The organism is Polynucleobacter sp. TUM22923 (assembly GCF_030295705.1).
In the GTDB taxonomy this organism is placed as follows: domain Bacteria; phylum Pseudomonadota; class Gammaproteobacteria; order Burkholderiales; family Burkholderiaceae; genus Polynucleobacter.
Genome location: NZ_AP027274.1, coordinates 946881 through 965560 on the forward strand (window position 1 = coordinate 946881; position 18680 = coordinate 965560).

An 18680-nucleotide genomic window follows, 5' to 3' on the forward strand; every position below is an offset into this window, starting at 1 on the left:
TTCTTCTCGCTTACAGGGAGTAGTACATGTCAAATTCAATCGGATGTGTCGTCATGCGGAAACGAGTAACATCTTCCATCTTCAATGCGATGTAAGCATCGATCATTGAGTCAGTAAATACGCCACCACGAGTCAAGAACTCACGATCTTTATCCAAGGCCGCTAAAGCCTCTTCTAAACTTGCACAAACGGTTGGAATCTTTGCATCTTCTTCCGGTGGCAAATCATATAGGTTCTTGTCAGCAGCTTCACCCGGATGAATCTTGTTCTGCACACCATCTAAACCAGCCATCATCAATGCAGCAAAACAGAGGTATGGATTGGCCAATGGATCAGGGAAGCGCGTTTCAATACGACGGCCCTTTGGACTTGAAACGTGTGGAATACGAATCGAGGCAGAACGGTTACGAGCAGAGTACGCCAACTTAACCGGAGCCTCAAAACCAGGAACCAAACGCTTGTAAGAGTTTGTGCCTGGATTAGTAATCGCATTTAAAGCCTTAGCGTGCTTGATGATGCCGCCGATGTAAAAGAGCGCAAATTCTGATAAACCGGCATAGCCGTTACCAGCAAACAAGTTCTCGCCATTTTTCCAGATGGATTGGTGCACGTGCATACCAGAACCATTGTCACCAACTACTGGCTTCGGCATAAACGTGGCCGTCTTGCCGTAAGCATGGGCAACGTTTTGAATGACGTACTTCTGCCAGATAGTCCAGTCAGCACGCTGTACTAATGTACTGAATCTAGTACCTAGTTCATTTTGACCTTGACCAGCAACTTCATGGTGGTGCACTTCAACAGGAATACCTAAAGACTCCAGAATTAAACACATTTCCGAACGCATGTCATGAAATGTATCAACTGGAGCAACTGGGAAATATCCGCCTTTTTTACCTGGACGATGTCCTGGATTGCCGCCTTCGATTTCTGCACCTGAAGACCATGGAGCCTCTTCAGAATCAATCTTTACAAAGCAACCCTGCATGTCAGCGCCCCAACGGACACCATCAAAAATAAAGAACTCTGGCTCAGGGCCAAAGTAAGCAGTGTCACCTAAACCAGTACTCTTCAAATAGGCCTCAGCACGCTTAGCAATAGAGCGTGGGTCACGATCGTAACCTTTGCCGTCGGATGGCTCGATCACATCACAAGTAATGACGAGTGTTGGCTCTTCATAGAATGGGTCGATGTAGCAAGCAGTAGGATCTGGCATGAGCAACATATCAGAAGCTTCAATACCCTTCCAACCTGCAATAGATGAGCCGTCAAACGCATGACCACTCTCAAATTTATCTTCGTCAAAATGGGAAATAGGCACCGTTGTATGCTGCTCTTTCCCCTTTGTATCTACAAAACGGAAATCTACGAAAGTACATTCTTTCTCTTTAACTAACTTCATCACATCGGCGACGGTCTTCGTCATGCAAATCTCCTCTATTAACTAAACGCGGAATTGAAAACTTGGGGATACACCCTTGTTTATTCCAGGCAACAAACATGCCCTTGGGGTGTATCTAATTTACTGAAGCAAACAAATGGGAATAATCATTATTGCACTGTTTAAGTGCTCAAATAACCCATTTTGGGCAAAAAATACTCAATATTGCACCGACATAGTGCATTTAAGATGGAGATATATCGTAAATTTCATAACCCAGCGCTTCTGTACCAGCACGAAGAGCAATCCAGGCATTTTCCAGTAGAACGGTGTTGCCTTTAATGCCCAGTTCAATATGGCGATCAGCGTATACCCCTCCCCTAGTGGCATCACCAACGGAAGGCAAACTAAAGACCTTTACCCCTGGAAAGCTTGCCTCTATGCGCTCCATTAGCGGGGTTAATGTTGACTCAATCCCCTTGGGAACAATAAAGCTCTGCTCAGATCGATTATCTAGATGGAAAAGTCCCTGGTAATGATGGTCTAAACACCAAGCCATCATTGGTGAAGCCATGACTGGGAAGCCAGGCAAAAAATGGTGGTCCTGAATACGAAATCCAGGGATTTGATTGTAGGGATTGGGAATAATCTCACTTCCAATAGGAAACTCGCCCATCTTGAATCGATGTTGATTCTCTGGTGTGTTGAGGTCTGCTTTAATCGGATCTCCTTCAGCCATCGACTGAATGCGTCCAGCGATAAGTTCTTTTGCGGTCTGATGTAGCTCCGTTTTTGTGCCAAGGGCTATCGCAGCACACTGCCTAGTATGGTCATCAGGAGTCGCGCCAATGCCACCCGTGCTAAAAACAATATCGTTACTAGCAAAAGAATCCTTCAGGGTCGCGATAATTTGCTCAGGATCATCAGCGACGTACTTAGCCCAAGATAAGCTCAGACCCCGCTCGCTTAATAACTCAATCAACTTGCTGAGATGTTTATCTTGACGACGCCCCGATAGGATCTCGTCGCCGATAACAATGAGACCAAAGCGTCTACTCGTAAGCTCGGAAACATCAGCCGATATATTTACCTCAGCATTAATCATGATCAATGAGCTCCATATTTATTACTTGTACATCAATATTCAACGCCCTCTCCCCTTCTTTGACTCGTAGATCCTTTAACGCTTGCAATAAAAAATGCGTAAACCATAACCCTGCAAACACAAAAATGATGGAATAGATCCATAAGGCAATAAAACTCACTAAAGGGGAAAGTACTAAAGCCAAAGCTGAAGTAGCCCAGAAAAAAGTAGGTACAGCGCCAAGCATCCCGGAGGCAATACCCATGCCAAATAACTGCCAGCGATACTGATCCAGCAAAATACCTCGCTCTTGCTCACTTGCATGCTGAGCTAAAACGTCATAAGACATTAAGCGCATGGTTAACCAACCCCAAATTAAGGGTGGTATTACTGCCACCATAGGAGGGATCCACCAAACAGGAAGCGTCAGCATAATCAAAGCTAAGCAAATCAGCGCAGACCAAACGGAGTAAATGATGCTCCCCAGGAGACCGCCGCCATTCTTTTTCTCAATACTCTTATAGCTAGGTTGTCGCGAAACAGCACGCACTATTGCAGGAACCGTCGTGAAAGCGATCACCACCAACAAGCTGATAGCGATCAGCGGGATAAGCAGCATGACAAAAAATAGTGGCGCTATCCATGCTCTAGCATTTTCAAAGCCGGCCCAAATTAATCCATCCTGAATCCAGCTTGTGAATATGGATGAAGTTAAAAAAAGACTGAGAATCTCAAGGGCCGGTGCCCAGCTTAACCAAATGACAGCTCCCCACAAAACCGAAACAATCAAAAATGGACGAAAGCTCAGCCATAGTATTCTGGGATGCATCGAACCTACCAATGCAAAGCCTAAGGATTTAAGTACCTGCTGCATGCTGTCTATGAACTTATTGAAAACTATGAGCGCTTCGGAAAGATCTCATGCACCGCATGCATAAAGACCTGCCATTGCTGCTTGAAAATATGATGTGATACAGACATATTTCTGACGCCCGTAGGATGGACTTCCGTTGAGAAAACTGCCGTATTAAAAATCATGTCCCACCAGGGAAACAGCACTCCAAAGTTGCAACCCCCCAAAACGCCTGGCTTACCCTTAGCCTCGTGCCCATAGCCAACAGCGTGATGCAGACGGTGGAATAGCGGTGAAACAAGCAAGTATTTAAATTGCCCCAAGTGGACTTTGATATTGGCATGTTGCCAACTTTGAATTAACTGACTGAGTACCACTAGCAAAATAAACTGACCAGGAGACACACCAATCAGCAGTGCGAAAAAAGAAAATACAACCGCGTGCATAACATCATCTAAAAAATGATTGCGATCATCTGACCAAGCGGTCATCACCGTTTGACTGTGATGCAAGGCGTGTAGCTGCCACCACCAATTAAACACATGCGAGGCTCGATGGTAGAGGTACTCAACAAAATCGAGCAGTACGAAGTAGATACAGAAACTGATCAGCGGAATGGCAGTCAGTGGTGGATACCATGACTCCACATTCAATCTACTAAAACGAAAATCATGTAACAAGGAATCAATCTCAAAGAAGAAGCCTGATAAGGCTATAAAAATGAGACCATGAAAGATGCCAGATCGATGCAGCAAGGTATAGGCAATATCTGCTTTTGATGATTTTGAAAGACGCTCTTGGGTTTCAGCAGGCGCAAAACGCTCCCATGTACGCAATACCACCACAATCAAAAAGATCTGAATGCAGCCAAACAAAAACCAATCGATGCCGTCAAAAACATCCTCAGCTAAAGCCATCAAGTCCAGTTGGTATAGCAATGGTCCTGCTACATAAGCAAATAACCATTCTTGAATATTTGCGTAAATAGCAGAAATGCCTATGAGGAAAGAATTGAACTCCATACCTTCAATTGTGACTCATTTGACCTGTTTTGGCAGCGTGGCGAAGCAAAAACCACGGTTCTTGAGGTTAATGATGAGTTGTTCTAAGGCAGCAGGTGCCCAAGGGTCCTTTCTAGACCAAATTCCCAGATGCGCCATCGTAATATCCCCATCCTGAATTTGAGCACTCGCCTTTGCCAGCAACATCTGGTTGGGGTGAGTTTGAGAGCTAAGCTCATCCCCTAAAAATCCTGACGGACTCCAACCCACATGCTGATATGAACACTGTTTGCCCATATTAATGAGGCGGGGAGATGTTTTACCACCCGGTGCCCGCCAAATCTTTTGAAGATCCATCCCAGTCAATACTTTGAATCGATCATCGACTCGCCGAATTTCACGGCAATAATTAGCCTCGTTATACAAGATAGTTATACCAGCTTTTGCGCCAAACTGAGGTTTTGCATAAACCTCACCCGCAGGGCCATCCTTAACAAAATAGACGTGATCATAGGCATGGCTTCCAAAGTGATGGCCTTCACGCACACGATCTCGCCAATAGTCACCCCAAGAATCATCTAGCGAAAAATCACCCCGATTGGTTTTTTCATTAGCTAGGAAAAAAGTGGCTTTAATGTGCTGCCTATTGAGTACATCGGCAACCAATTGGGCTACTGACATGTTGCCCGTATCAAAGGTGAGGTAAACAGTACTTTTGCATGAGCCCGCCTGCGCTAAGGACAGCGTTGAGAAGGACGTAGCCCACAGCAAGGCAGTCAGGCGCGCCAGAAGACTGAGGCGCCGCTTCACAAAACTACTCCCAACTTGCACGTGGCGTAAAGAAAACACCGTGCGGAGATTTCCCTACCGGAATGACGCTCACTAATTTCATCGTGGGTATATCAATCACTCCCGCCTTACGAGAGAAACGAAACGTAACCCACAACGATTTTCCATCAGGTGTTATTTCCATATCGTCAGGGCCAGCAGGCAATCCAAGGATATCGCCGGTCTTTTCAAGTGTTTGCATGTTGATCAGGCTGATGCTAGATGCAATGCGATTCGTAACAAACACGTGTTTTTTGTCGCCTAGTGGACGGAAATTATGCGCCCCCTTGCCTGTGATAATTCGCTTCACTTCCTTGCGATTCTTCCAATCGATTACTTGGACATAATCTTCACCAGTAATCCCCACTAGTAAATATTGGTCGCCTGGGGTCATCCACAAACCAGCAGGTACTTTTCCAGTGGGCATTTTCCAGCTCACTGTTTGGGTATCTAAATCAATTGCAGCTAATTCATTGGAATCTTGTAATGTAATAAATGCCGTTTTACTATCGGCAGTAAAAGCTATGTGACTAGGTGTTTTTCCTAGCTTTACTGATTTAGCTAATTTTAAGTCCGCCCCTTGTGAGCGATAGACATCCACTCTATCAAGTCGATTGCCATTCGCAACAAACCATTTATGGTCCGGCGAGTAACCAATTTGATATGGGTCAATGATGTTAGGAATCTTTCCGGTGAGTTCACCGTTTACTGGATTCATCAGATCAACATCATTACCAGCAGCATTTGCAATCAGCAAGGTTTTTTGGTCTGGGGTCAACATGAGATGATGCGGCTCTTTGCCTACCGGAACAGTCTTGATGACCTTACGCGTAGGCATGTCAATCAAGCTGACTGTGGCCTCTCCAGAATTTAAAACAATGGCAATCTTAGGCTCTGCTTTAGGCTCCGCCGCCCCAGGACTCTGTGCAAATACTCGACTTTGGAGCATTACAAGGACCGTAAGCGCTAAGACCGAAAAAATGCTTAATTTTGTTTTACTGACAAATGTGTTCATAACGATGATTGTAAGCATTTATAGGCAAAAAAAAGCTAGCGGAAACTGCCGAGGATCTTTTCCAGGCGTTTTAAAGACATTGGGGTGGGTGTTTTTAATTCCTGGGCATATAAAGCAACCCTTAATTCTTCTAGCTGCCACCGAAAATCAAGCAAAACCTGATCTTCACCCGCTCCATGCCCAGATGAACCGCGATTAGCCTGAATGAGTTTTTGCCAAGGTCTAGCCACTGACTCCCAATCCTTTTGACACTGTGCATCCCTGCTTGGGTTAGCCCGAAGCTTATCAATTCTCAATGCAATCGCTTTTAGGTATCTTGGTAGATGCACTAACTGCTCGTAGGGAATGTCGGCTACAAACTGCGGGAAGACCAAACCTTGCATCTGCGCTTGAATATCATTAAAAGCGCTCAGGGAAGCTGCTTTTGCTTGCGCTATCTTTTTTTGTAGATCAGCATGGGCCTGCAATGCAGCCAATGCATGCTTTGCCATCTCCTGAGCGATTAAAGCCAGCCTAGGTTTGCCCGCTTGAAGGCGCTCTGCAAATTGTTCTGCATTAGCTGGCAAAGGATCATTCATAAATGCCCGCTCTATTGCACAGTGGAGTATTTGTTCAACAAGGCGCTCTATTGAGCCAATATTAATAAATAACAAGCCCAGCTCTCGAGCGCCAGGAAGCTGTTTCTGCAATGCTTTTAAAGTGTCTTTATTTGCCAAAGTAAAAAGGCGACGCAGACCCTGCCAATGCTGCTTTCTGGCCTCCAGCAGATCATCAAATACCTCAAGATCACAAGATTCACCACAGTCGACCAGTGCAGGGTAACCAAATAAAGTGCGGTTACCTTTTTGAATTTCTAGAGTCTCGGGTAAGGGACCAAAATCCCAACTTTTATATCCGCCCTGCTCAATGGCTCTAACTGAAGCTAAAGCTGATGCTGAAGCTGCCGTTGATGCTACTACCGTTCTAGCGTCTGATACAGTGATACCAAACTCTTCCTGGACCGCCTGTTGAGCAATCGCCTGAAACGCAGTTCTCGCTGTCTGGCCATGCTCTGCACGCAAACGCGCTAAGTTACGCTCCAACTCAAGCTGGCGACCATGCTCATCTACTAAACGGAAGTTCATGGATAAATGCAATGGCAATGCCTCTGGCCTAAAATCTGTGCGCTTAATTTCTAAACCGCGCTCTTTACGAATATCCGTAATGAGGCTATCTAAAAAGTCACCTTCCCCAAATTTCTTTTCATCTAATAAACGCTCCAATGAAGACTTGGCAAACTCAGGGAGCGGAATGCAATGTCGACGTAATTTTTGCGGAAGTGATTTGAGGAGCAACAAAATCTTTTCTTCACACATACCCGGAACAAGCCATTCACAGCGGCGACTATCGACTTGATTTAACAGGGTCAGTGGCACCACCAGCGTGACACCATCCTTTGGGCTAGCTGGTTCAAAGTGATAAGTTAAAGCGAGCTCTCCACCGCCTACAAGCATTTTTTTGGGATAACGATCAACCGTAATGCCAGCCGCTTCATGACGCATCAAGTCGGCCTTAGATAAACGTAGATGGGCGTCAGTATTAGCAGTATTGGTAGCAGTTGCTTCAACATCAGCTTGGGTAATCCCATTTTTACTGGATGCCTTTAGCCATGCTTTCATACTCTCCCGACTCAGCACCTGTTTCGGTATTCTCGAATCATAAAAAGCAAACAAGAGGTCGTCATCAACCAAGACATCTGGTCGGCGTGAACGATGCTCTAGGGCCTCAATCTCTTTAATTAATCGTCGGTTATGCCAAAAGAACTCAAAGCTTCCGGGATATTTTTTCCTGGCATCAGCTTCCGTTTCTCTCATTAAGGCAGGAGTATCCATACGACCAAACATTTCCTCCTGAACTAAGGCTTGACTGATAAATAGCGCGCGCGCCTCTTGGGGGTCGTGAGATTCAAAACGCACACGGCGACCTTGATAAATCGGTAGTCCATACAGCGTTCCTCGCTCAAAAGCCATCACCTCACCTTGACGAGCATCCCAAAAAGGATCACTCAAGGATTTAATCAATCGATGGCCAGCGACGCGCTCTACCCACTGTGGCTCAATCTTGGCAATTGTGCGGGCATACATACGATTGGTTTCTTGAAGCTCACCAGCCAAAATCCAAGCGCCAGCCTTCTTACCAATAGTTGACCCAGGCCAAATGAATGGACGAATACCCCGCGCGCCAATGTAACCACCCGTTTTACTTCCGCGCTCTTGTGATTTTTCATCCTCTTCTTTTTTGGCAACATAGCCCAAGAGTCCAGTCAATAGGGATAAGTGAACTTGCTCATAAGTGGCTGGCAAAGGATTTTCTTTCCAGCCTTTTTCACCGAGCATCGTGTGCAACTGACCATGGACATCACGCCATTCACGCAATCGTCTAGGAGACAAAAACTTACTTCGGCATAAATTCTCTAACTGGCGATTACTCTGTTTATGTTGGAGTGCATCCTGATACCAATCCCATAGCTTTACAAAATTTAAGAATTCGGATCGCTCATCCGCAAACTGCAAATGGGCTTGATCAGCAGCGGCTGCCTGCTCTAAAGGACGCTCACGCGGATCCTGAGTCGCTAGGGCAGAAGCGATAATGGTCACTTCACGTAATGCCTGCTGCTCTTTAGCCGCTAGCAACATACGTCCAATGCGGGGATCTAGTGGAAGATCGGCTAATTGTTTGCCGATAGCAGTTAATTTAAAGTGATTATTAATATCGCTGTTATCACCGACGACGTTTTCGTCATACGCAATTGCACCCAGCTCATCTAGCAGCTGAACACCATCGGCAATGGCGCGACCTAGGGGTTTATCGATAAAGGGAAACTCTTGCACCCTAGGCAGACGCAAGGAACTCATGCGTAGAAGCACTGCTGCTAGAGAGCTACGCAAAATTTCAGGATCGGTAAACTTTGGACGACTTAGGTAATCTTGTTCGCTATAGAGCCGAATGCAAATACCATCCGATACACGACCACAACGACCAGCGCGTTGATTGGCAGCTGCTTGTGAAATGGATTCTATTTGCAGCTGCTCGACCTTATTACGATAAGAGTAGCGCTTGACTCGTGCTAGGCCGCTATCAACTACATAACGAATATTGGGAACTGTGAGCGACGTCTCTGCCACATTAGTGGTCAAAATAATGCGACGTCCATTTCCCGGGTTAAATACACGTTCCTGTTCTGCAACAGATTGACGCGCAAACAAACTCAGCACCTCAGGATGAAAACGTTGCTGGAGCACATGATCTTTTCTAATGGCCTCGGCACAATCCCGAATCTCCCGCTCTCCGGGTAAAAATACCAAGACATCCCCCGCTCCAGCGGCACCTTCTCTCCAAACCTGCGTAATAGCCTCTGTAACCGCTTCAGGAATTTCCTTAGCTTGCTTGGATACCTTCTTACCATCAGGCTTTACATCGGGCTCTACAGGCTCATAGCGCTGCTCTACGGGGAAAAGACGTCCACTGACCTCAATGACAGGGGCAGCCTTGCCAGCAATCGTAAAGTGCTCAGAAAAACGCTTTGCATCAATCGTTGCGGAAGTAATGATGAGCTTTAAATCAGGGCGCTTGGGAAGTAACTGCCTCAAATAACCCAACAAGAAGTCAATATTGAGACTGCGCTCATGGGCCTCATCAATGATGAGCGTGTCATAAGCACGTAGCTGGGGGTCTCGCTGGGTCTCAGCAAGCAAGATGCCATCCGTCATTAGCTTGATAGAGGCGCCTTGACTCGTTTTATCGGCAAAGCGTACCTGATAACCAACATCTTGACCGATGGGGCTTCCTAGCTCTTGGGCAATCCGTTTTGCAGTAGCGGTAGCTGCTATGCGGCGCGGCTGGGTATGCCCAATCAGGCGTCCACCGTTAATTGTGCCCCTGCCCAGGTCTAGGCAAATCTTTGGCAACTGAGTGGTTTTGCCTGATCCGGTCTCTCCACAGACAATCACTACCTGGGAATTAGTAAGGGCGTCTTTGATAATTTGACGCTGACCCGATACCGGCAACTCTTCCGGGAATCGAATTTCTAAGCTGCGCGTAGTGTTGGAAGCAGGCACAGCCACAGGCGATGATTTGGGTTTTTGTTGGTGATTAGGCTCTTGCACCCTATAATTTTCTCACTATGCCAACAAATGCACCTAACTCAGGCTTAAACACCGAAGAATCAAGCCCTAATTTTCCCTTTGTGGGGTGGCTGCGTGACGTTGCGCCCTATATTCATAGCTTTCGTGAAAAGACCTTTGTCATTGCCTTTGCCGGTGAATTAGCCCAAGAAATCGGTCTAGAAAATCTGATTGAAGATATTGCAATGCTTCATGCCATGGGTATGAGGATCGTCCTAGTACACGGAATACGCCCGCAAATTGAAGAGCAACTCTCACTGCGCAATATCAAGAGCCAATTTGGTAGTACCGCCATGTACAGCCACCGAATTACTGATGCGGCTGCTCTTGAGTGCGTAAAAGAAGCCGCTGGTGAGTTACGCCTAGATATCGAGGCTGCGTTTAGTCGCGGTCTACCAAATACCCCAATGGCGGGATCACGTATATCTGTTATATCTGGAAACTTTATTACTGCGATGCCGGTTGGCGTTGTAGAGGGTACCGACTACATTCATACCGGCCTTGTTCGTAAGGTTGACTCATCATCCATCAGACAGTCGCTAGATAGCAATAAGATCGTGCTGCTTTCACCGCTCGGCTTTTCTCCTACCGGCCAGGCTTTTAATTTGGCTTTTGAAGATGTTGCTGCCTCAACCGCAGCCGCACTCAAGGCAGATAAGCTGATTTTCTTGAGCCCTTATGCAGGCTTAAAAGATGATGAGGGTGACTACATCACCGAGTTATCTATGCGTCAGCTTCAAGACTACATTACGCATCATCAAGAACTCGATGTTGGTATGAAGGGTTTATTAAGCATTTCCGGTAAAGCGATTCGAGCGGGTGTAAGTCGGGTGCACTTTTTGCCTTGCAATCAAGACGGCGCCTTGCTTGAGGAACTATTCACCCATGATGGTATCGGCATGATGCTCGCTTCATCTGATATTGAAAATCTACGCGAAGCGAATCAGGATGACGTTGGTGGGATTCTCCAGCTCACTAGCCCACTTGAAGATGAGGGTATCTTAGCTGCTCGTGGTCAAGATGTCATTGAACGCGACATTCAGCGTTTTTCTGTCATTGAGCATGACCGCGTTCTGTTTGGTTGTGCAGCCCTCTTCCCCTTTCCTAACGGAGTTGGTGAACTTGCTTGCCTAGCAGTAGATCCGGATGTTCAGGGATCTGGTGATGGAGAGCGTTTACTTAAGCGGATTGAAATGAGAGCAAAGCTAGAGGGCATCAAAAAGCTTTTTGTTTTAACCACCAGAACAGAACATTGGTTCTTAAAGCGCGGATTTAAACGGGCATCTGTTGAAGATCTGCCTGAAGAAAGAAAGCAGATTTATAACTGGGATCGTAAGTCAATGGTACTTACTAAAGAACTTTAAAACTTTAGCGCTTGAGATCTAGAGCGCAACTGATTATTTATATTCGTAATGAATTAACTGTATTTGAAAGGCATCACAGATGGCACGCATGGTTCAATGTATCAAACTCAATAAAGAATCCGAAGGAATGGACTTTGCGCCACTTCCAGGAGATTTAGGAAAAAAGATTTGGAATCAGGTATCCAAAGAGGCTTGGGCAGCTTGGTTAAAACATCAAACGATGTTGATCAATGAGAACCGTCTCAATATGGCCGATCCTCGTGCTCGTCAATACCTCCTAAAACAAGTTGAAAAATACTTTTTTGAAGGTGGCGTAGATATGGTGCAAGGTTACGTTCCACCAACAGAATAGTTGTCCTAAAAAATAATGTAGAACCTCTTGACGATTGAAAATAAGAGGCATAGGATGAAAGGGTAGTTATTCAGCTGTTGTGACTAACTACATTGGCGAAAGCCAGTACCCATAAGCATATCTATATGCTTATTGGCAAAAGGAACTCAATCTCTTCCTTCTGCCTTAGCCATGATTAACATGGCAAACAAACCCGATGGGCGTCCTAGACTGCTCCGTCGGGTTTTTTATTTATAGCAAGAGCTTGCTCACACCAGAGGCATTACTGACCAACAGAATATGGGCCCTTTCTTTAGCAAATAACCCTACCGTAATGACGCCAGCAATTTGGTTGATCTGCGATTCCAGCGCTACAGGATCAGTAATTTTCAGGCCAGCTACATCTAAGATCCAAGCGCTGTTATCTGTCACAAAGGGCTCACTTGGTGTTTGCCCTAAATCAGCACGGGTGTTTTTAGCGTGACGCAAAGAAACCTGGCCGCCCAATCTTTCTAACTCACGAGTAACGACCCCCTGGGAAATAGGAATGATTTCAACTGGTAAGGCAAAGTGCCCCAGTATGGGCACCTGCTTTGATGAATCGCAGATGCAAATGAATTGCTTAGCCATTGAAGCAATGATTTTTTCTCGGGTCAATGCCCCGCCGCCGCCCTTGATCATGTAACCAGAGGGATCGATTTCATCCGCACCATCGACATATACAGGCAGGATTTCGACTGTATTGGGGTCTAGAACCTTAAATCCATGCTTGAGTAAACGTTCCGTTGTGGCATTGGAGCTCGATACCGCTCCCGCAAAGTGATCCCGATGAGGCGCAATAGCGTCGATAAAGCAATTCACAGTAGACCCTGTGCCAATGCCTAAAACTGCTCCGGCGGGCAAATGAAGTACCTCGTCTCGCGCAGCCTCACCGACTAACCGCTTTAGTTCATCTTGATTCATAGTCTCGCTAAATGCCTTTATTTATCTTGGATGATCGTAATACACACCTCTATCATATGATAATCAGATAAGCCCCCATCACTCATTTATCGCTTCAAAGACCCTTATGAATACCAGCGCCACCCAACCAAGACAATCAAGCCAATCTAGCCAGCTCAGCCAACTAAGCCAACTAAGAAAACTCACTACTGTAGTTGCCGATACAGGCGATTTTGAGCGCATGCAAGAATTTCAGCCCCAGGATGCCACGACCAACCCTTCACTCATTCTGAAAGCGGTTCAGCAGCCCAACTATCAGGCATTAGTTCAAGAAGTTAAAGCAGCCCATCCAGGATTGAAGCCCGTCGATTTGGCGGATTATATTTTGGTCGCCTTTGGCCTAGAAATTCTCAAAATTATTCCAGGGCGCGTATCAACTGAAGTAGATGCCCGCCTGTCCTTCGATACCAGCGCGACGATCCATAAAGCTAAACACCTGATTGCCCTGTACGAATCGCATGGAATTGATCGCAAGCGGGTTTTAATTAAACTTGCGGGAACATGGGAAGGTATTCAGGCGGCTAAGACGCTAGAGGCGGAGGGCATTCATTGCAATATGACGCTCTTATTCTCCTTGGTACAGGCAGCTGCTTGTGGCGCAGTTAATGCAAAACTGATTTCACCATTCGTTGGCCGCATTACCGATTGGTATAAAGCCAAGCTTGGATCTGGATGGAATGACATCGACCATGGCGGCGCTAATGATCCTGGCGTTACTTCGGTCAAACGCATCTTTTACTATTACAAACATTTTGGAATTCAAACCGAAATCATGGGTGCCAGTTTTAGAAGTGCGAATCAAATTTTAGAGCTTGCTGGCTGTGACTTACTGACCATCAGTCCCGAGCTGCTGGCTGAGCTTCAGGCAAATACGAATCCAGTTTCTAAAAAATTAGATATTGGGCATTCATCGGCCGCTTTGGCTGTAGAGCATATCGAACAATTAAAGGTGAATGAATCTCACTTTAGATTTCAACTTAATCAGGATGCAATGGCCACTGAAAAGTTAGCTGAGGGAATTCGTAATTTCTGCATCGACACTGATAAGCTTGAGGCACTATTAAGCACATCTGTATAAAAAGGAATCTAGATGATTATTTCTTGTCCGCATTGTTCTAAAGGCAACCGCGTTCCCGCAGAGAGGCTGAACCAAAGTCCTGTATGTGGGGCTTGTCAGCAAGATCTACTTGCATTGCCAATCAACGCAACAGCAGCGAATTTTTCCGAACTAACTACACAAACCGCAATACCCGTAATTGTTGATTTTTGGGCGCCTTGGTGTGGGCCATGCAAAATGTTTGGCCCCACCTTTCAGGCAAGTGCAATAGCCCATGCCAACAAGGTGCTTTTTATCAAAGTCAACACAGAAGCAGAGCAAGGGCTGGGGGCGCAGATGAATATTCGCTCCATACCAACCCTAGCAGGTTTTAAGGGTGGTAAAGAGGTGCACCGGGTGAGTGGCGCTTTACCGCCATCTCAACTGGAACAATTCATCAATCAACTACGGTAATTATGTTGCAGGTTTAGCTAAACGCTGCCTCAAAGCCTCGTACAAACAAACGCCACTTGCGACCGATACGTTCAAACTTTCCACCACGCCTTGCATCGGAATACGCACCAGCTCGTCGCAAGTTTCTTTAGTTAAGCGACGCATGCCCTCGCCCTCGGCTCCCATCACTATCCCTACAGGCCCGGTGAGATCAATATCGTAAATAGATTTTTCAGCCGTATCATCAGTGCCGATCAGCCACACTCCAGCCTCCTGCATTTCGCGCATACTGCGTACAAGGTTGGTTACTGTAATGACCGGCATGACTTCAGCAGCACCGCTAGCGACTTTGCTTACCGTAGCATTGATCGATGCCGATCGATCCTTAGGAATCACCACCGCATCAACACCAGCACCATCCGCAACTCGTAAGCAGGCTCCAAAGTTATGGGGATCTGTTACGCCGTCCAATACTAAGAACAGCGCCTTGGTCTTACTACTCTGTGCATCTTCAATCACTTCAGTAATCGTACGCGCTACTGTCATCTTATCGGCTAAGGCAACCACCCCTTGATGGCGATCATGGCCCGCTAACTTATGAAGACGCTCAGAATCGGCAGCGTGCAATCGCTCACCAAGCGCCTCTTCAGCCTGCTTTAAAAAGTCACCCATACGGCGATCGCGACGCCCCAGATCAAAGTACACAGATTTCAAACTATCTGGGTCCACCCTAAGGCGCGCTTGTACCGCATGAAAACCTACTAATATTTGCTTCATCTTTGCTTAATCTCGATTTCTTTTCTGTGATTCTGTTCTTTGGTTCTGTTCTTTTATGCTTTGGTTCTATTATTTGCGCCGTGCTTTAGTACTTCGAACAGGCGGTTTTGTACCAGCTGTTTTACCCACAGGCTTTGCAGACTTACTGGACTTCGCTACTGTCACAGCACTGCGGGTCGATTTACTCTTAGATTGATTGGCGCCTAAATTACCCGCAGACTTGGCGGCATTAACATTAACCCCACCAGGCTTTTGGGGCTCTTTATTACCCGCCCTTCCTTTTCTGGGTGCAGACTTTTTATTAGGACGGCCAGTATCCCGAACAAGAACCGTTTGACGACGGTCCGAGGTAGCTCCTGGCTCTTGGGCAGTTGATTTTACTAGGCTAAATTCAATCTTACGGGCATCTAGATCTACCCTACTCACTAGGACGTGTACACGCTCACCTAGTCGGTACCTAATGCCAGATCTTTCACCGCGGAGCTCCTGACGAGCCTCGTCATACTGGAAGTAGTCACCCCCAAGTTCAGTCACATGAATCATGCCCTCAACAAAGAGATTCTCCAGTTGCACAAATAAGCCAAATGAAGCCACTCCAGTAACAGTGCCGGCATACTCTTGACCCAAGTGATCGCGCATGTAATAGCACTTTAACCAAGCCTCCACATCACGGGAGGCCTCATCTGCGCGCCGCTCATTAGAAGAACAATGAACGCCTAATTGCCCCCAAATAGGTAGCGCTGCATTGGCACCCTTTGCTAACTTAGGTAATCGAGTCCCATTTTCACTAGCCTCTTTTGCCTCATGATGTGATTTTTTTGCATTGACTGCATTCTCACGCCCCTTACCCTTGCGAGGTAAAGTCAGGTTGAGCGGAATAGTTGGCGGCAATACGGGCACATAAGGCTTTTTTGCCAAAATAGATTTGATTACCCGATGCGTTAACAAATCAGGGTAGCGTCGAATAGGGCTTGTGAAATGCGAATATGCAGGGTACGCCAAGCCAAAGTGACCTTCATTATCAGGCTGGTACATCGCTTGTTGCATCGAGCGCAATACAACCGACTGCAACATATTGGCATCTGGACGCTCTTTAACTTCACGCATTAATTTGGCATAGTCTTTTGGCTTAGGCTTTTCACCGCCCCCTAGTGACAAACTCGAGGTACGCAGAACCTGACGCAAAGTGACAAGCTTCTCTTCGGAAGGCTCGGCATGAACACGGTATAGGCTAAGGTGCTTATTTTTATCAATAAAATCAGCAGCGCAAACGTTCGCGGTAAGCATGCATTCTTCGATAAGGCGATGCGCATCATTACGAAGGCGAGGCTCAATTCGTAAAATCTTACCTAGCTCATTGCTGATAATTTGGGTCTCTGTAGTCTCAAATTCAATTGCGCCACGCTTATGGCGTGCTTCCAAGAGGATCTTGTACAAAGAATAGAGATTGACCAGTAGAGGCCTAAGTTCAGCATAGCGTGTGGCCTCAGGGCCCTTACTATTAGAGAGCGTTTCCCAGACTGCATCATAAGTAAAGCGCTGAGCAGAATGCATTACTGCCGGATAAAACTGATAAGCCAGCACAACACCGTTGTTATCAACGACTGAGTCACACACCATACAAAGGCGGTCTACCCCTGGGTTAAGCGAACAGAGGCCGTTGGAAATTTTCTCTGGCAACATCGGGATCACCCGTCTTGGGAAATAGACTGAAGTTGCCCTTAATAAACCCTCATCGTCTAATGGCTGGCCTGGCTTAACGTAGTGGGATACATCAGCAATAGCCACGATTAAACGCCAAGCTTTTGTTTCGCCATACATCACGGATTCACAATAGACGGCATCGTCAAAGTCACGGGCATCGGCCCCATCAATCGTGACTAAGGGAACATCCCTTAAATCGACTCGACCCTCTAGGTCTGATTGCTGGACAGTATCCGGTAGTGCTGCAGCTTCTTTTTTGACGGCATTGGAAAACTCATGAGGAACGCCGTACTTACGCACCGCGATTTCAATTTCCATGCCTGGGTCATCGATCTCACCCAATACCTCAATTACCCGGCCGACAGCCTGACGGTAACTATCGGGATAATCAATAATCTCAACGCTCACGACCTGCCCTAATTTAGCATCGCCTTGACCCTTGGGTGGAATGAGAATGTCATGCCCAATACGCTTATCTTCCGGCGCAACAATCAGTACGCCACTTTCATTTAAGAGGCGTCCAATAACCACTTTATTGGCATGAACTAGAACATCTACAATTTGACCTTCAGGACGGCCACGGCGATCCGTACCCAATACCCTGACATTGACCTTGTCGCCATGCATGGCGCGGGACATCTCTTTTTCTGAAAGAAAAATATCCTCACCACCATCATCGGGGATCACAAATCCAAAACCATCTCGGTGCCCCTGAACTGTACCTTGACGGTCAGCCTCTCGTGGCAACAAATCTTTTGCTTTACGCATTTAATTCCTTTGGCAATCTCTGCCTTATATTTCAATCATTATTCTGAATTAGCCTACTCTATCAAACCACCAAGTCTGAGGGGGGAAAGGCAAATGGGGTTATAAATGGCACTTTAAGGCACATCCCTTATAATAACGGCATGCCCAGGTGGCGAAATTGGTAGACGCACCAGCTTCAGGTGCTGGCGATCGTAAGGTTGTGGGGGTTCGAGTCCCTTCCTGGGCACCATTTTAACCTGCAAACCGACGTTTTCAGGGTTTGTAGTGTGGATTCCTACTGACAACGCATCCATGTTGCACCCTAAATACTCATAGCAAAGCAACAATACAAACTGCTTAGTATTTAAAAGGGAGCTGCCAACAGATCATCTATTTTTTGCAACGAATTAGATGCTTCATAGGTTATATTTTGCTGAGATTGAAGCGCTGGCAATCACACTATTATGCTCTTCAAAACCATGTATCCAGCTGTAAGCAATAACAGGTTTTGTCAGAACAACGTTGGTCACAGCTACTTCCCAGCCATTTTTTTAGGGCACCTCTCTTTATATGCATCACCACGGTACGTTGAGATAATGGGGATGATTGCCCTCTGCTGCGGATCACCCCCTACGGTTGATCTTGCTTGATCACTATAGGTGTTCCATAAAATACCGCTTGATAAATCCCCAGCGCAATCTGTTTTGGCACATTTCCTATATCTCGATCACCCAGCCAGCCCGGCGTAAAGCTAGTATTAAAGACTCCAAATAAAGGCGTCTTTTGAAGTCTTGCACCAAAGTTAGAGACAGCACGAAGTTTGGTAAGATCATTTTCTTCAACTACGTTAAGTATGGCACTAGCAATAACCCCTGCTGTGGCTCCCACCATAGCTCTAGTACTGCCCCTTGAGCGTTATACCCAGCTTGAGCACTAAGCCC

At 46.4% G+C, this 18680-nt stretch carries 15 protein-coding genes and 1 tRNA gene; 5 read left to right on the forward strand and 11 right to left on the reverse strand.

The window, feature by feature from the left end:
• Positions 1 to 10: 10 nt before the first annotated feature.
• The 7 genes from glnA to hrpA form a co-directional block, all read right to left on the reverse strand.
• Positions 11 to 1426, reverse strand: coding sequence for a type I glutamate--ammonia ligase (gene glnA / locus QUD86_RS04845; RefSeq protein ID WP_286295613.1), 1416 nt, complete (start codon positions 1424 to 1426; stop codon positions 11 to 13).
• A 199-nt stretch (positions 1427 to 1625) separates the two neighbouring features.
• Positions 1626 to 2486 (reverse strand): competence/damage-inducible protein A, encoded by an 861-nt coding sequence (locus QUD86_RS04850; protein ID WP_286295614.1) that lies wholly within the window; start codon positions 2484 to 2486, stop codon positions 1626 to 1628.
• Positions 2479 to 3339, reverse strand: a complete 861-nt coding sequence (locus QUD86_RS04855; protein ID WP_286295616.1) for an EI24 domain-containing protein — start codon at positions 3337 to 3339, stop codon at positions 2479 to 2481. The genes QUD86_RS04850 and QUD86_RS04855 overlap by 8 nt, the downstream gene beginning before the upstream one ends.
• A 23-nt stretch (positions 3340 to 3362) precedes the next feature.
• Positions 3363 to 4340, reverse strand: a complete 978-nt coding sequence (locus QUD86_RS04860; protein ID WP_286295618.1) for a sterol desaturase family protein — start codon at positions 4338 to 4340, stop codon at positions 3363 to 3365.
• Between the two features lie 15 nt (positions 4341 to 4355).
• Positions 4356 to 5129 (reverse strand): polysaccharide deacetylase family protein, encoded by a 774-nt coding sequence (locus tag QUD86_RS04865; RefSeq protein WP_286295619.1) that lies wholly within the window; start codon positions 5127 to 5129, stop codon positions 4356 to 4358.
• Between the two features lie 4 nt (positions 5130 to 5133).
• Positions 5134 to 6096, reverse strand: a complete 963-nt coding sequence (locus tag QUD86_RS04870; RefSeq protein WP_286295620.1) for a YVTN family beta-propeller repeat protein — start codon at positions 6094 to 6096, stop codon at positions 5134 to 5136.
• Between the two features lie 101 nt (positions 6097 to 6197).
• Positions 6198 to 10307: an ATP-dependent RNA helicase HrpA gene (hrpA, locus tag QUD86_RS04875; RefSeq protein WP_502928854.1), complete on the reverse strand. Its 4110-nt coding sequence runs from the start codon at positions 10305 to 10307 to the stop codon at positions 6198 to 6200.
• A gap of 17 nt (positions 10308 to 10324) precedes the next feature.
• Between hrpA and argA the strand changes: the two genes are divergently transcribed.
• Positions 10325 to 11689, forward strand: a complete 1365-nt coding sequence (gene argA / locus QUD86_RS04880) for an amino-acid N-acetyltransferase (protein WP_286295621.1) — start codon at positions 10325 to 10327, stop codon at positions 11687 to 11689.
• Positions 11690 to 11768: 79 nt separating this feature from the next.
• Entirely contained in the window at positions 11769 to 12041 is a 273-nt protein-coding gene (locus QUD86_RS04885) for an oxidative damage protection protein (RefSeq protein ID WP_100378647.1), read from the forward strand.
• A 231-nt stretch (positions 12042 to 12272) separates the two neighbouring features.
• Here the strand turns inward: QUD86_RS04885 and rpiA are convergent, their stop codons facing one another.
• Entirely contained in the window at positions 12273 to 12983 is a 711-nt protein-coding gene (gene rpiA / locus QUD86_RS04890; protein WP_286295622.1) for a ribose-5-phosphate isomerase RpiA, read from the reverse strand.
• Between the two features lie 106 nt (positions 12984 to 13089).
• On the opposite strand from rpiA, the gene tal reads away from it, so the two are divergent.
• Together tal and trxC are read left to right on the forward strand one after the other, a co-directional pair.
• Positions 13090 to 14100 carry a transaldolase gene (gene tal / locus QUD86_RS04895; RefSeq protein ID WP_286295623.1) on the forward strand — a complete coding sequence of 337 codons (1011 nt, stop codon included), beginning with the start codon at positions 13090 to 13092 and terminating at the stop codon, positions 14098 to 14100.
• Positions 14101 to 14112: 12 nt separating this feature from the next.
• Positions 14113 to 14532 (forward strand): thioredoxin TrxC, encoded by a 420-nt coding sequence (gene trxC, locus QUD86_RS04900; protein WP_286295624.1) that lies wholly within the window; start codon positions 14113 to 14115, stop codon positions 14530 to 14532.
• On the opposite strand, the gene rlmB is transcribed toward trxC, so the two are convergent.
• The gene (gene rlmB / locus QUD86_RS04905) at positions 14533 to 15288 is read right to left on the reverse strand and encodes a 23S rRNA (guanosine(2251)-2'-O)-methyltransferase RlmB (protein ID WP_286295625.1); all 756 of its coding nucleotides are present in this window, start codon (positions 15286 to 15288) and stop codon (positions 14533 to 14535) included.
• A gap of 69 nt (positions 15289 to 15357) precedes the next feature.
• Positions 15358 to 17760, reverse strand: coding sequence for a ribonuclease R (gene rnr / locus QUD86_RS04910; protein ID WP_286295626.1), 2403 nt, complete (start codon positions 17758 to 17760; stop codon positions 15358 to 15360).
• A 142-nt stretch (positions 17761 to 17902) separates the two neighbouring features.
• Between rnr and QUD86_RS04915 the strand changes: the two genes are divergently transcribed.
• A tRNA-Leu gene (locus tag QUD86_RS04915) sits at positions 17903 to 17989 on the forward strand.
• Positions 17990 to 18369: 380 nt separating this feature from the next.
• On the opposite strand, the gene QUD86_RS04920 is transcribed toward QUD86_RS04915, so the two are convergent.
• A complete protein-coding gene (locus tag QUD86_RS04920) occupies positions 18370 to 18630 on the reverse strand; it encodes a hypothetical protein (protein WP_286295628.1) in 261 nt (86 codons plus the stop codon).
• Between the last annotated feature and the right edge of the window lie 50 nt (positions 18631 to 18680).

Bases quoted from the DNA above. Each gene is read 5' to 3' on its own strand.
- glnA (WP_286295613.1), bottom strand. From the start codon at position 1,426: ATGACGAAGACCGTCGCCGATGTGATGAAGTTAGTTAAAGAGAAAGAA.
- argA (WP_286295621.1), top strand. From the start codon at position 10,325: ATGCCAACAAATGCACCTAACTCAGGCTTAAACACCGAAGAATCAAGC.
- trxC (WP_286295624.1), top strand. From the start codon at position 14,113: ATGATTATTTCTTGTCCGCATTGTTCTAAAGGCAACCGCGTTCCCGCA.
- QUD86_RS04920 (WP_286295628.1), bottom strand. From the start codon at position 18,630: ATGGTGGGAGCCACAGCAGGGGTTATTGCTAGTGCCATACTTAACGTA.
- QUD86_RS04860 (WP_286295618.1), bottom strand. From the start codon at position 4,340: ATGGAGTTCAATTCTTTCCTCATAGGCATTTCTGCTATTTACGCAAAT.
- tal (WP_286295623.1), top strand. From the start codon at position 13,090: ATGAATACCAGCGCCACCCAACCAAGACAATCAAGCCAATCTAGCCAG.
- QUD86_RS04870 (WP_286295620.1), bottom strand. From the start codon at position 6,096: ATGCTCCAAAGTCGAGTATTTGCACAGAGTCCTGGGGCGGCGGAGCCT.
- rnr (WP_286295626.1), bottom strand. From the start codon at position 17,760: ATGCGTAAAGCAAAAGATTTGTTGCCACGAGAGGCTGACCGTCAAGGT.
- QUD86_RS04885 (WP_100378647.1), top strand. From the start codon at position 11,769: ATGGCACGCATGGTTCAATGTATCAAACTCAATAAAGAATCCGAAGGA.
- rpiA (WP_286295622.1), bottom strand. From the start codon at position 12,983: ATGAATCAAGATGAACTAAAGCGGTTAGTCGGTGAGGCTGCGCGAGAC.
- QUD86_RS04855 (WP_286295616.1), bottom strand. From the start codon at position 3,339: ATGCAGCAGGTACTTAAATCCTTAGGCTTTGCATTGGTAGGTTCGATG.
- QUD86_RS04850 (WP_286295614.1), bottom strand. From the start codon at position 2,486: ATGATTAATGCTGAGGTAAATATATCGGCTGATGTTTCCGAGCTTACG.
- rlmB (WP_286295625.1), bottom strand. From the start codon at position 15,288: ATGAAGCAAATATTAGTAGGTTTTCATGCGGTACAAGCGCGCCTTAGG.